We start from the raw sequence: 12,717 nt of genomic DNA, 5'->3' as shown, positions 1-12,717 counted from the left end.
CCATCCGATCGAGTGAAGCGGAACGACACGGGCCTGGCCTGTCCGCTACCGTCTCGGCAGAAGCGTGGTGAGCCCTCTTTTCGCTGATCACCGGCTTCCCGATGCTCGCCCGCCCAGCGCGGCGCAAGATGCATCCAGTTCGCATCAGATGCGATTCGCGGTGGTTCCGAGATACGCGCCAAAGGGGCAACGGGATGATCTTGAAGCCCTGATCTGCTCGGATTTACGTGCGGCGGCGTGCAGCGGGGTCGCGTTCGGCGATGTGCCGGGCGACCGAGTCGACGCCGGGACGGGCGTACCGCTCCAGGGAGCGGACGGATGCGTGGCGGGAGCGGGCCAGCAGCATCGGGGTAGAGGTGCCGTCCTCCGCGTCGTGTGTCAGGGCACTGTGACGTAGCCGGTGAAGCGTCCAGCCGTCCAGGTCCTCGATGTCGTCGGGTGAGGCGAGGGGGTTGGCCAGCAGCCGGGTGTTCTCCTCGAAGATCTCCTCAGCCCGGCGATAGGAAAGCCGGGCCCGGCCGGTCTCCGGGCACACGTCGAGTGTCGGGGTTCCGGCCGGGGCCTTGCGGTCGGTGAGGAACAGCGGGCCGCGGGTGCGGCGGGCGATGAGGCGGGGCAGCAGCTGGGCGGTGCCGGACTGCCAGTGAATCCACTCGGTCGCCCCGCCCTTGGCGGTGATCCTGCCGCGCTTGTCCTGTGGGTAGAGGTCTTCCACGTTGAGGCACAACACCTCGTCGGCCCGTGCGGCGGACTCGTAGAGCATCTTCCACTGCGTCTTCTCCCGCAGCGCGACGTCGAGGCGCCACAGGGCGGCGATCTGGTTCTCCGCGAGAGCCTTGGTGCGGTCCGGCGGTGCCGGCCGCCGCTCGATGCCGATCGTGGGATCGCCTTCGATCCAGCCCTGGCGCTGCCACCAGCCGATCGCCTTGCGCGCGATGGACAGCTCCCGGTTGACGGTGTCAGCATCCATCTCGTCCGCCCGCGCGGCGGCCAGCTCGGCCAGGACCTCCGGCAGTGCCAGGTCGTCGATCGCGGCGACGGGGAAGACGGGCGGCTTCGCGCCTCGGCGGGCAGGTCCGGTCGGCGCGGGTTCGCCGGTGAGCATCCATCCCCACGTCGTCAGCGAGATCCGGTAGATCCGCGCGGAGGACTTCGCGATGCCCGCGCCAGTGAGGTAGCGCTCGACCGCCGCGGTGTACGACGCGGGCGGGGCGGACAGAGGTACGACCCGAGCGCGCGGCAACCGAAGTGCGCCCCCGCTCCCGAGCTCGGTCACTCGTTCGATCGTCACGCCGCCCCGCCCTTCCGGTACTGCCGCAGTAAATGCGTACACCTCGTCCCGGCGGCCGGATTGGCCCGCCGCAGGTCGCGATGATCACGGTAGGGGCTCCGTCGCAGTAAATCCGGCATTTACTGCGACATCTCTCACCGCAGCCCTGAGCATTACGCAGTGCTATACGCCACCTGGCCGTAGCTATACGAGAACAGGGCCAGAACGGAAGGCGCCTGCCGGTACTCGGCAACGGCGGGACGGGGCCGCTGCCCGAAGCCATGCCACCTCCGCGCGGTAGATGGCATCCGACTGGCCGGGCGCCGGAACCAGCTACGCGCTCTGGGTCAGCAGACCGGCGTCGATGACCTCAGCGATAAGGGTGGCGCCGCGGCTGTTCTGGTGGATGTGGTCGGTCGTAAGCACGAGACCTCGCCGCCGCGAGATCGTGTCGAGGCTGCGACGCAGCACTGTGTGCTGGACGAGGACGCCGACGACCGCTGCGGGCGTCACCTCCCGGTATGAAATCGGCGGCGGGTCCGCTTGGCGCAGTTCCTCGATCTGGCGTTCGTGGAGCGGAAGGTAGGCCACCTCGTTGGTGGCGGCGACCTCGGCGATCATCCGGCTGTACGCCTGCGATGCCTGTGCCGCTGCTCCGTCGAGTTGTTGGCCGAGTACCGGTAGCGACAGCAGACCGATCGTCGCGTCGGTCTCCGCTCGCAGCCGTGCGACGACGGCTCCCAGGCACTGTTGGAACCAGCCGGCCGACGGGCGATCGGGGAGCTGTTTGCGCTTCATGGCCTGCTCGACGGGGTAGCCGGCAAGGCTCGCTCGGGCGTCGTTGGTCCCGATCAACACGGTGATCACATCGGGTGGGTTCGTGACGACAGCATCGAGGCGCTGCAAGAGGTTGTAGGCGAAGTCGCCGTTGGCGCCGAAACGGGCAAGCTGCACGTCACCGGGAGGGTGGCGTCGTCCGAGAAGATCCAGGTAGTCGACGCTGAACTGCGCGCGGGTGAGGCTGTCGCCGAGGCACGCGATGCGTGTCGTCACGGCGCTTCCTCCGGGCTGGGCGTGCCGACGCGTTCGGTCGGGCGGGTGTCGGTCCGAGGACGGTGGTCGGTGCCGAGGGTCGCAGTGATGGCCAGGATGGACGTCGGCCCCTCCATGTCGACCACGTGCCATACCCCGGCCGGGTTGATGGTGGCCTCGCCCGGCCCGAGCAGAACGTGGTCGGGCACCCCGTCCACGTCGCGGGTGACCCTCACGGACCCGCTGAGGCAAACGACCAGTTCGTCGCCTGCAGGGTGGCTCTCCCAATGGTCGCCGAGCCCGTCGCCGTCGAAGATCATCACCATCCGGCCCTCGGCGCCGTCTGCCGCGACCGCGGCGCTGTAGGCCTGGAGCACCTCCGGGTCCCAGGTGAAACCCTCGACGGGTTTCGCTCTCGATCCCAGTCCGAGGTGCACAGGGGTGGTCCGCAGGTCCATGGCATTGCGTTCGTGGTTGACGAGTCTCATGCCGACGATCGTCCACGACAGCGATCGGGCGGTCTTGAAGAAAAGGGAAGAGAAGCCGACGCGAAGGGCAGACGGTTGGCGGCTACCCGGCTCCGAGGAGGACTTCGCTGCGACGCCAGGCCGTCGGCGATCGGCCCGTGAACTCGCGCCAGTCCCGAACGAGATGGGCCTGGTCGGCATAGCCAGAGACGGTTGCCACATCGCCCCACGGGAGCGGGTCCTGCGCCGCCGCCAGTTCGTGCGCGTGCTCGAAGCGCAAGACTCGGGCGAAGGTCTTCGGCGACAGGCCCACCTCACCGCGAAACCGCTCGGTGAGGTACCGACGGCTCCAGCCGAGTTCCGCGGCGACCGCACCAACCTGGACGCAACCCCGCGCGGCGACGAGGCGGCGCCATGCCTCGGCTACCTCGGGGCGCACCCAACGCACATGGTCGCCGCAGGCGCCACGGCCGACAGCTCGGAGGAGCAATTCGTCCAGCGCGGTGAACCGCGCCGCCCATGTTGTCGCCGATCGGAGCCGGTCGACCAGCTCGACGGCAAGCGCTCCGAGAAGCTCGTCAAGTGGGACCAGTCGGTGGGCGAGCTCGGCGGACGGCATGCCGTAGATGGCCCGGGCCCCGAGCGGTGTCAGCGATACCTGAACACCTTGCTGGCGTCCGTCGTGGTGAATCGCGACGGACCGGCACATCAGACCGCCGGCCACGCTGCCGAATCGGGTGACCGGTGACCCGTCGTCAACGCCCGCCGCCACCTCCAAAGGATCTGACAGGCTGATCACCGCAGTGAGCGCGCGGCTCGGCGGGCCGCAGTGCACCCCCGTCGGGAGCCCGCGGAGGTCGAAGCCGACATACGAGTCGACGTACTCCCGCAAGACGGGCGCCGGACGTGCACCGATCCCGGTGGCCGTGTGGTCCTCCATTTTCGTCAGTGTAGGGGGTTGAGGAACATCGGAACGAAAACCGGCGCTAAGCCTCTGGAGGGCTTGAGAGCGCTTTGACCTGGGGTTCGGCGGGGGCGGAGCCTTCGGCAGTCGTGTTGATCACTGACTGTCTGGAGGTCCGGGGTGCCGGTCGAGTTTCTGACGTATGAGCAAGCCGCGAAGTACGCGGCGTACGACGGGGCGCCGTCCCGTACGGAGTTGGAGCGGTTCTTCTTCCTGGACGACGTGGACCGGGCGTTGATCGAGGCAAAGCGGCGGGCCCACAACCGGCTCGGGTTCGCGGTGCAGATGACCACGGTGCGGTTCCTCGGGGTGTTCCTGGACGATCCGACGGACGTGCCGGCGGAGGTGGTCGACTACCTTGCCGAGCAGTTGGGCGTCGCGGACGCGTCGGCGTTGAAGGCGTACGGCGAGCGGGAGAACACCCGGCTCGATCACGTCCGTGAGCTGCGGCGGGTCCTGGAGTACACGGAGTTCGCCGAGTCGGAGGCGGAGCTTCGGGCGTGGGTGGATGCGCGGGCCTGGACGACCGGGGAGGGCCCGAAGGCGCTGTTCGACGCGGCGGCGGGGTGGCTGCGTGAGCGGCGGGTGCTGCTGCCCGGGGTGACGACGCTGGCCCGGCTGGTGGCCGCGGTGAGGGAGGCGGCGAATCAGCGGCTGTGGGACACCCTCTACGGGCTGCTGAGCTCTGGTCAGCGGGCGGTGCTGGACTCCCTGCTGACGGTGCCGCCGGGTGCCCGGGTGTCGGAGCTGGACCGGCTGCGCCGGGGTCCGGTGCGGATCTCCGGGCCGCAGATGAAGTGGGCGTTGGAACGGGCGGAGGAAATCGCGGCCTTCGGGATGGGCGAGGTGGATGTGTCCGCGATACCGCCGCGACGGCTGGCGGAGCTGTCGCGGTACGGGGTCGACGGCAAGGCGTCGCTGCTCAGGCGGCACGGTGACTCCCGGCGCCTGGCCACGCTGCTGGCCACCGCGGTCTACCTGACGTCCCGGGCGGTCGATGACGCCCTGGACCTGCTGGAGGTGCTGATCGCGACGAAGCTGCTGGCCAGGGCGGAGCGGGAGACGGCGAAGGAGAAGCTGAAGACCCTGCCGCGGGTGGAGCGGGCGTCGGCGAAGCTGGCCGCCGCGTTCCAGATCGTGTTCGACACCACCAGCGAGCAGGTCGACACCGACACCGGGGAGATCAGCCCGCCCGAGGTGGAGACGCTGGAGGCGATGTGGGAGCGGATCGAGCAGGTGGTGCCCCGGCACGAGCTGGCGGCGGCGATCGCCGCGCTGTTCGAGCTGACTCCGCCGCTCGACTCGGACGCGGACGAGGCATGGCGGGCCCAGCTGGTCACCCGGTTCGGCACCGTGCGGCCGTTCCTGAAGCTCCTGGTGACGGTGGTCGACTTCGGCGCCACGCCGGAGGGCCTGCCGGTCCTGAAGGCGTTGAAGTCGCTGCCGGACCTGGTGGGACGCAAGAAGGTCGGCCCCTCCGAGATCGACACCAGCCTGCTCACCGGGTCGTGGCGGCGCCTCGTGCTGTCCGCGCCGCACCTGGAGCCGGGCATGGTCGACTGGAAGGCGTACGCGTTCTGCGTGCTGGAGCAGGTGCACCGGATGCTGCGAAGCAAGCAGGTGTTCGCGAAGAACTCCTCAAAGTGGGGCGACCCGAGGGCGAAGCTGCTGGACGGGGACGCATGGGCGCAGGCCAAGCCGACCGTGCTCGCCTCGCTCAACCTGCCCGCCGAGGCAGGTGAGCACCTGGCGGCACGGGCCGCGCTGCTGGACGGCACCTACCGCGAGGTCGCCGCGCGGGTGCCGGCGAACTCCCAGATCGTGTTCGACGACGACGGCCGCCTGCACTTCGCCGCCCTGGAACCGGAGCCCGAACCCGCCTCCCTGCGCCAGCTGCGCGAGGCCGTCGAGGCGATGCTGCCCCGGGTCGACCTGCCGGAGGCCCTGCTGGAAGTCTTCTCCTGGACCGGCGCCGACCAGGCGTTCACCTCGGTCACCGGCGGCGAGGCCCGGCTGAAGGACCTGCACGTCACGATCGCGGCGCTCCTGGTCGCGCACAGCTGCAACGTCGGCTACACCCCGGTCATCGGGACCGCGGACGCGCTGAAGTACGGACGCCTGTCCCATGTCGATCAGACGTATCTGCGGCTGGCGACGTACCGGGCCGCGAACGCCACGCTGATCGACTACCAGGCAGCCATCCCGCTCGCACAGGCGTGGGGCGGCGGCCTGGTCGCCTCCGTGGACGGCATGCGGTTCGTCGTCCCCGTACCGTCGGTGTACGCACGGCCGAACCCGGAGTACTTCGGGCGGCGGGGCGGCGCCACCTGGCTGAACATGATCAACGACCAGGCCGCGGGGCTGGGCGGGAAGGTGGTGGCCGGCACCCCGCGCGACTCCTTGTACGTGCTGGACGTCCTGTACGACCGCGACGGCGGCAAGCGCCCCGAGATGATCGTCACCGACACCGCAAGCTACAGCGACATTGTCTTCGGGCTGCTCACCCTGGCGGGGTTCGCGTACGCTCCGCAGCTGGCGGACCTGCCGGACCAGAAGATGTGGCGCATCGACCGCGCGGCCGACTACGGCGCCTTCCAGGATGCCGCCCGCGGCCGGATCGACCTCGCCCGGATCGAACGCCACTGGGAGGACATCCTGCGGATCATCGGCTCCATCCACACCGGCGCCGTGCGCGCGTACGACGTGATCCGGATGCTGTCCCGCGACGGCCGCCCCACCCCGCTCGGCGACGCCATCGCGCACTACGGGCGGATCTCCAAGACCCTGCACATCCTGCGCCTGGCCGACGAGCCCGGCTACCGGCGGCAGATCAAGAGCCAGGCCAACCTCCAGGAGGGCCGCCACTCCCTCGCCCGGAAGATCTTCCACGGCCGCTCCGGGCAGCTCTACCAGCGCTACCAGGACGGCATGGAAGACCAGATCGGCGCCCTGGGCCTGGTCCTCAACGCCCTGGTGCTGTTCAACACGCGGTACATGGACGCCGCGGTGAACCAGCTACGGGCGGACGGCTTCGACGTCCGTGACGAGGACGTGGCCCGCCTCTCGCCGTTCGTACGGCACCACATCAACATGCTCGGCCGGTACTCCTTCCAGCTTCCCGACCTGCCCGGCGGCCTGCGTCCGCTGCGCGATCCGGACGCCACCGACGAGGAATGACGTCCAGCGGTGCGGGCAGTGCGGCACGGAGCTGCCCAAGGGCAGCAGGCGGTCGCGCCGGTACTGCGACTCGGCCTGTCGTACAAGGTGCCTGGCGGACGGCGCGGGCCCGCTGGGCAGCGATCGACGCCGGCGGTGAGGCGATGCAGGCCCTGATCGAGGGCCGTCCGCACCCGTGGCCCCGGTTCCGCTGCCCGGAGTGTGGGGACACCTGGTACGCCAGCGACACCCCGCTCGGCACCCGCAAGCGCTCGGACAGCCGTTACTGCTCGCCCCTGTGCCGCACCCGGGCATGGAGGGGTGCCGGTAAGAACGCTTTCACCAGCCGCAAAGGAGGGTGGCATCGTTATTCGATGTCCTGCGGCCTCTCCGCCTCCCCCCGCCAGTTGGCGAGGTTGCTGCGGGCGTCGGGGTGGTACTTGCCCAGTATTCGGACCATGGGCTCGAGCAGGTCGGCGAGCGCCTGTGCCGCTCCCTCCGCATCCCCCGCCTTCCCCCGCCAGTTGGCGAGGTGGGCGCGGGCGGTGAGGGTGGCAGGGTGGCCCTCGCCCAGTACCCGGACCATGGGCTCGAGCAGGTCGGCGAGCGCCTGTGCCGCTCCCTCCGCATCCCCCGCCTCCCCCCGCCAGTTGGCGAGGTAGCCGCGGGTGGTGAGGGTGGCAGGGTGGTCCTCGCCCAGTACCCGGACCATGGGCTCGAGCAGGTCGGCGAGCGCCTGTGCTGTCTCCGCTGCATCCCCGGCATTCCCCGCCTTCCCCCGCCAGTTGGCGAGGTCGGCGTGGGCGGTGAGGGTGTCGGGGTGGTCCTCGCCCAGTACCCGGACCATGGGCTCGAGCAGGTCGGCGAGCGCCTGTGCCGCTCCCTCCGCATCCCCCGCCTCCCCCCGCCAGTAGGCGAGGCGGCCCCAGATGGTGAGGGTGTCGGGGTGGTCCTCGCCCAGTACCCGGACCATGAGCTCGAGCAGGTCGGCGAACTCCCGTTCCGCCCCCGCCGCATCCCCCGCCTCCCCCAGACAGTTGGCGATGTAGCCGCGGGTGGTGAGGGTGTCGGGGTGGTCCTCGCCCAGCACCCGGACCATGGGCTCGAGCAGGTCGGCGAGCTCCCGTTCCGCCCCCGCCGCATCCCCCGCCTTCCTCAGCCAGTGGGCGAGGTAGGCGCGGGTGGTGAAGGTGGCAGGGTGGTCCTCGCCCAATACCCGGACCCTATGGTCGAGCAGGTCGGCGAGCGCCTGTGCCGCTCCCTCCGCATCCCCCGCCTCCCCCCGCCAGTGGGCGAGGCGGGCGCGGGCGACGAGGGTGGCGACGTCGTCCTCGCCCAGTACCCGGACCATGGGCTCGAGCAGGTCGGCGAGCGCCTGTGCCGCTCCCTCCGCATCCCCCGCCTCCCCCCGCCAGTTGGCGAGGTGGGCGCGGGCGGTGAGGGTGGCGACGTCGTCCTCGCCGAAGCGGCCGCGGGTGGTGGTGGCGAGGTGGTCGAAATGGTCGATGGCGGCAGTGACCTGGCCGCTCTCGCCGAGGCTGCGGCCGAGGCGGTACAGCACCACATGAGCGTCCGGCCGGTACAGGGCGTCTTCAGCGTGGCGGATGAGGGCTTCCGTGTTGGTGCGCAGGGACTGGGCGAGGTGGGCGTCGCGTTCGATGTCCGGCCAGGCGGCGAGCAGGGCGGCGGCGGCAGCGCGAGTGGCTTGGTGGTGCTGGTGGGGGGTGTGGGTGTCGCGGGTGGCGCGTTGGATGAGCTGGTGGACGCGGACGGCCAGGTGGGGGGTGTCCGGTTGGTGGTCGATGAGGCTGAGCCGGTCCAGGGTGCGCAGGCAACGTGCCGCGTCCCTAGTGGAGACCGGGGCTGGTACCGGGACGGGGCCGGTGGCCGTGCGGTGCGCGGCGAGATAAGCGCGGGCGTGCTCGCCGGTGAGGACGGTCTGGGGGATGCCGTTGGGTTCGAGCAGGGCGGCCAGGTAGAGCATGGGCCGGGCCAGGCCGGCGGGACGCAGCGTGTCGGCGCGGTCGATGGACAGGGACCAGGCGGCATCGAGGGCGGTGGGCTGCTCGTCGGGCAGGGCGTCGGGGGCGAGATCGGTGAGTGTCGTGGTGCAGTCGGCCAGCAGGTTGCGGTAGGTGGCTGCGGTCTCACCGGAGTCGATGAGATAGGCGGCGGCCTGGGCCAGGGCCAGGGGCAGGTGTCCAAGGTCGGCGGCGAGGGCGGTGAGCTGGTCGGCGGGCTCGGTGCGGCCCTGGGCGTTCAGAGCTGCGGTGAGGTAGGCGACGGATTCGTCGGGGGTGAACAGGCCGACGTCGATCCGGCGGCAGTCCTCTCCGAACAGGGCGGCGTCACGGCGGCGGGTGGTGATCAGGGTCCGGCCGTGCGGGCTGTCGGGCGGCCACAGACTGTAGCAATTACCGGGGTCGTCGGGGTGGGCGATGAGGTCGTTGGGGTCGGCGACGTCGTCCAAGACGATCAACCACCGGCACGGCCGTTGCCCGCGCTTGGGGACGAGCCAGGCCCGGAACCGCTTCGCGGCCTGCTCGGGGTCCTCGGGATCGGCCCCGCACAGTTCGACGCCGGCCTGCGCGTATCCGCTCACCACAGCGGCCCGGGAACTCGCGGTGACCCAGACCAGAACGTCCAGGCCGCCGTCGTCCCAGGCGGCGCGGGCGTAGTCGGCGGCGAGCTGGGTCTTGCCGACCCCGCCCATCCCTGTCAGCACCTGGGACAACACCGCGGTGCCCCCGCTCCTGACCGCCACCCGCAGACGGTCTGCCTCGCCGCGATGCTGGAAGGACCGCGCCTCGGACGGGATCACACCGACCTGGTGCGGCCAGGAAGCCGGCTCCCGCGGCACGCGCTGCACGGTCAGCATGTGAACGTAGCCGCTGATGGCGGTTCCGCCGTTGGTCGCGGTCGCGTTACCGGTACCAGACAGATGGACCGAGGCGGGTGACTCAGGGCCGCTTGCCGGGGCCGGGCCGCGGTAGCCGGTCACGGCCATCTCATCGCCGGCGGCCTTGGCGTTGCCGGTGTCCGCCACGGTCACTGAAGGCTCGGGCTCCTCACCGTGTGCCGTGCCTGATGCTTTCCTCATGCGTGCAGGGGACCTTAGTTCGAGTAGTCGATGCCGGAGACGGAGTTCCCGCCGCTGGCATCTCCCGTCCGCTCGGCCGTGGCCGAACCGCCTCCCTGGCCACCGGGCCGCCGGATACCGGTAACGCCGCCGCCGCTGGCTTTCCCGGTTTGAACAGCCCTGTCCGTGGGCTCGGTGGAGGGCGGACGCTGGAACAGGGCCCAGACCAGAGCGGCAATGCCGACGGCGGCCTGGACCGTGGCCCCTGCCAGCTGCCCCGCCCCGGGGCCATCCAGAAGCCAGACCACCGGCGTGGATAGGACACCGGCCGCCGCCAGCACGATGACCGTGATCTTCCATCCCTGCGACACAGCGGCCCCCTCGCCCGGCACATCCGTCACCAGATGGATGACGGCTCGTCACTTCGCATTGTCCAGTGCAGTTCTCGCCTGGACCAGGAAACGCACTTCTTCGACCTCGTGGTTCCCGACGTGACCGTTACCCGTCCTGTCGCGGAACACAACGCCCTCGTTTGCGGACGGTGGCAGCGTTCTTGTAGGCCCCCCATGGAGGAAGCGTTCGCGTTCAGTAGACGTCACGCGGTGACGCCTGCCTGTGACGCTATCGGCGGGGCTCGCCGTACTCGGCGACGTAGGCCGCGTAGTTCTCCGCAAGGACGGCCCGGCCCTCCTCTGCGGTGAGGTGGTCGACCGAGGCGACGGCCGGGACCTGCCGGTCCTCGATGGTGGAGGTGATCAGCTCGATCCGGCGGGCCAGTTCGGCGACAACGCTGGGAGCCGACTCGACCAGCAGCTTCCCGTCCCGCCACGAGTACCGCGGCGCACGGCTGATACCGGTGCTTCGGACCTTCGTCGCCAGGAAGGCCGCGTGGCTGTACTGGAGAACCGGGTTCTCGGTCAGCAGCAGGTAGACCCGTTCGGTGTCGCCGCCGTAGCCGACCAGGCCGGTGCACGGCTTGATCGGCCCGTCCGTGTCGCGGGCCTCCACCTCGTAGGCCCGGCACTCCGTACACCGGAACAGGTCGGTGCTGCTCTCGTACTCGAACTCGTGGCCGCCGAACCCGTCGTCCGGCTGGGTGGCTCCGGTGCTGCGGAGGACCTGGGTGTACTTGCCGCCCTGGCGCGCGGCCTTGCGGGCGCGCTGCGCGGCGGTGGACTGCTTCTTCGGCACGGTCGACTCCAGTCTGGCGGTACTCCCACGCTCTCCGCCGGCGAATCGGGGCCGGAACGGTCTGCTTCTGCGCGGGCCCCGGAGGACCTTGGCCGACTGTGTGCCGGGCGGCGTGGGCGCCGGCACGGCGGCGGACGGCGGTACGCGTCTGGCCGGATGCCTCCACGGTAGGGCAAACCAGTGACAGCAGGGTTCAGCGGCGCGCGTCGCCAGGCGCGAGCAGGCTCGTCAGCTCCGAGATCGCTTCCGGGGACGGCTTGAAGTAGCGGCGGACGTTCTCCGGCTTCTTGTGCCGGGACTTCGCCATCAGCATCAGCAAGGAGGCGCCCTGCTCACCGAGGTGGGTCAGGGCGGAATGGCGGTACTCGTGCAGACCCCAGCCGGTTCCCGGCCAGCGTACGGCGGTGTGCTCGTCCAGCAGCGCGCGGGCCTGGCCGTAGGAGAGGCGGGCCAGGCCGGTGTCCGGGCACACGTCGCGCGGGCTGACGACCTTCCCCGGGCCGGGGCGGCGGTGGGTGACGAACACCGGGCCGCGGGTACGGCCCTTTAGCAGTCGGGGCAGAAGCCGGGCGGTGCCGGCGTCCCAGTAGACGGTCTCCAGCACGAAGTCCTCGCGGGCCTGGCCCCGGCGGCGGGCCTTGCTCCGGGCGCCCTTGGCCTTGACCGGGCAGCGGCGCGCGGCGAGGTCCAGGTCCTCGATGTTCACGCCGAGGATCTCCTCCGCGCGGGCGGCGGTCTCGTAGAGCATCCGCCACAGCGTCTTCTCCCGCAGGTGGACCTCGCGCCGGGCGATGAGCCGGTCCACGGCCATCTTCGAGCGGGCCGGGGTCTCGGAGTCCGGCACCGCCAGTCGCTTCGTCCAGGCCGGGACGGACGGACCGTCGTAGCCGTACTCCGCGCACCAGCCCAGCCACGACAGCACCGCCGCCCGGCGCGCGTTCCAGGTGTTGACCGCCGCGGTGCCCCACAGCAGTTCCAGAGCCTCGCCGATCTCGTTGTCCGCGACCGACCCCAGCGGGCGGGCCTCGCCGATCCGCTCGGCGGTCTTGCCGACTCCGGTCGAGTAGCTGCGGACCGTGTTCGGGTTGCGGAGCGAGTCGAGGAAGGCGTCGGCCGCCGCGCGGACGGTCAGCGCCTTCCCGGCCGGCAGTTGCACGACGGTGGGCACCGCTTCCCCCTTGCCACGGATAACAGGGCCTCTTCACGTATGGCCCGGAGAACGTCACCGCAGGTGACGAACCAAGCTCCCGCAGATAATAGGGCGTTATCCGTGGAACGACTTCAGACCGGTCCCGCCGCCGACGCTCCGTCAGTCGCCCACCAGGGCCGACGGAGGCTTAGCGCCGGTTTTCGTTCCGATGTTCCTCAACCCCCGTGTACGAGCCGCCCAGCCCAGGAAGATCACAGTCCAAGGACTGATCACCACCGTTTGCGGCTGGTGACGCGGTTCTTACCGGCACCCCTGGTTGTACCAGTCGACCCACTCCGCGGTGGCGAGTTCGACGTGTGAGAGCGTCTTCCAGGGCCGCATCGGTTTGATGACCTCGGTCTTGTACAG

General features: G+C 70.5%; 9 protein-coding genes. 1 reads left to right on the top strand and 8 read right to left on the bottom strand.

What is annotated here, in order from left to right; all coding sequences use genetic code 11:
* Nucleotides 1-223: 223 nt before the first annotated feature.
* From ACFVJQ_RS41790 to ACFVJQ_RS41775, 4 genes are all read right to left on the bottom strand, one after another.
* Nucleotides 224-1,276 carry a tyrosine-type recombinase/integrase gene (locus ACFVJQ_RS41790; protein ID WP_385790969.1) on the bottom strand — a complete coding sequence of 351 codons (1,053 nt, stop codon included), beginning with the start codon at nt 1,274-1,276 and terminating at the stop codon, nt 224-226.
* 327 nt (nt 1,277-1,603) lie between these two features.
* Complete coding sequence (locus ACFVJQ_RS41785; RefSeq protein WP_385790968.1) at nt 1,604-2,323, bottom strand: SGNH/GDSL hydrolase family protein; 720 nt, start codon at nt 2,321-2,323, stop codon at nt 1,604-1,606.
* Nucleotides 2,320-2,790: a cupin domain-containing protein gene (locus ACFVJQ_RS41780; RefSeq protein ID WP_385790967.1), complete on the bottom strand. Its 471-nt coding sequence runs from the start codon at nt 2,788-2,790 to the stop codon at nt 2,320-2,322. Before ACFVJQ_RS41780 ends, ACFVJQ_RS41785 begins: the two co-directional genes overlap by 4 nt.
* Nucleotides 2,791-2,872: 82 nt before the next feature.
* The gene (locus tag ACFVJQ_RS41775) at nt 2,873-3,709 is read right to left on the bottom strand and encodes a helix-turn-helix domain-containing protein (protein WP_385790966.1); all 837 of its coding nucleotides are present in this window, start codon (nt 3,707-3,709) and stop codon (nt 2,873-2,875) included.
* 144 nt (nt 3,710-3,853) lie between these two features.
* Between ACFVJQ_RS41775 and ACFVJQ_RS41770 the strand changes: the two genes are divergently transcribed.
* Complete coding sequence (locus ACFVJQ_RS41770; RefSeq protein WP_385790965.1) at nt 3,854-6,910, top strand: Tn3 family transposase; 3,057 nt, start codon at nt 3,854-3,856, stop codon at nt 6,908-6,910.
* Nucleotides 6,911-7,256: 346 nt separating this feature from the next.
* On the opposite strand, the gene fxsT is transcribed toward ACFVJQ_RS41770, so the two are convergent.
* The 4 genes from fxsT to ACFVJQ_RS41750 all read right to left on the bottom strand — a co-directional run bounded on the left by fxsT (nt 7,257) and on the right by ACFVJQ_RS41750 (nt 12,327).
* On the bottom strand, nt 7,257-9,941 hold the full coding sequence (gene fxsT, locus ACFVJQ_RS41765) for an FxSxx-COOH system tetratricopeptide repeat protein (RefSeq protein ID WP_385790964.1): 2,685 nt from the start codon (nt 9,939-9,941) through the stop codon (nt 7,257-7,259).
* 62 nt (nt 9,942-10,003) lie between these two features.
* The gene (locus ACFVJQ_RS41760) at nt 10,004-10,369 is read right to left on the bottom strand and encodes a hypothetical protein (RefSeq protein WP_385790963.1); all 366 of its coding nucleotides are present in this window, start codon (nt 10,367-10,369) and stop codon (nt 10,004-10,006) included.
* Nucleotides 10,370-10,589: 220 nt separating this feature from the next.
* A complete protein-coding gene (locus ACFVJQ_RS41755) occupies nt 10,590-11,159 on the bottom strand; it encodes a hypothetical protein (protein WP_385790962.1) in 570 nt (189 codons plus the stop codon).
* Between the two features lie 193 nt (nt 11,160-11,352).
* Nucleotides 11,353-12,327, bottom strand: coding sequence for a tyrosine-type recombinase/integrase (locus ACFVJQ_RS41750; protein ID WP_385790961.1), 975 nt, complete (start codon nt 12,325-12,327; stop codon nt 11,353-11,355).
* Nucleotides 12,328-12,717 lie beyond the last annotated feature (390 nt).

The organism is Streptomyces sp. NPDC127197 (assembly GCF_042672405.1).
Taxonomy (GTDB): domain Bacteria; phylum Actinomycetota; class Actinomycetes; order Streptomycetales; family Streptomycetaceae; genus Streptomyces; species Streptomyces flavusporus.
Note: the sequence above shows the minus strand (reverse complement) of the source record. Positions and strands in the feature narration are given on the sequence as shown.

Excerpts from the sequence above, each read along its gene's own strand:
- ACFVJQ_RS41780 (WP_385790967.1), bottom strand. The coding sequence starts at position 2,790 with ATGAGACTCGTCAACCACGAACGCAATGCCATGGACCTGCGGACCACC.
- ACFVJQ_RS41775 (WP_385790966.1), bottom strand. The coding sequence starts at position 3,709 with ATGGAGGACCACACGGCCACCGGGATCGGTGCACGTCCGGCGCCCGTC.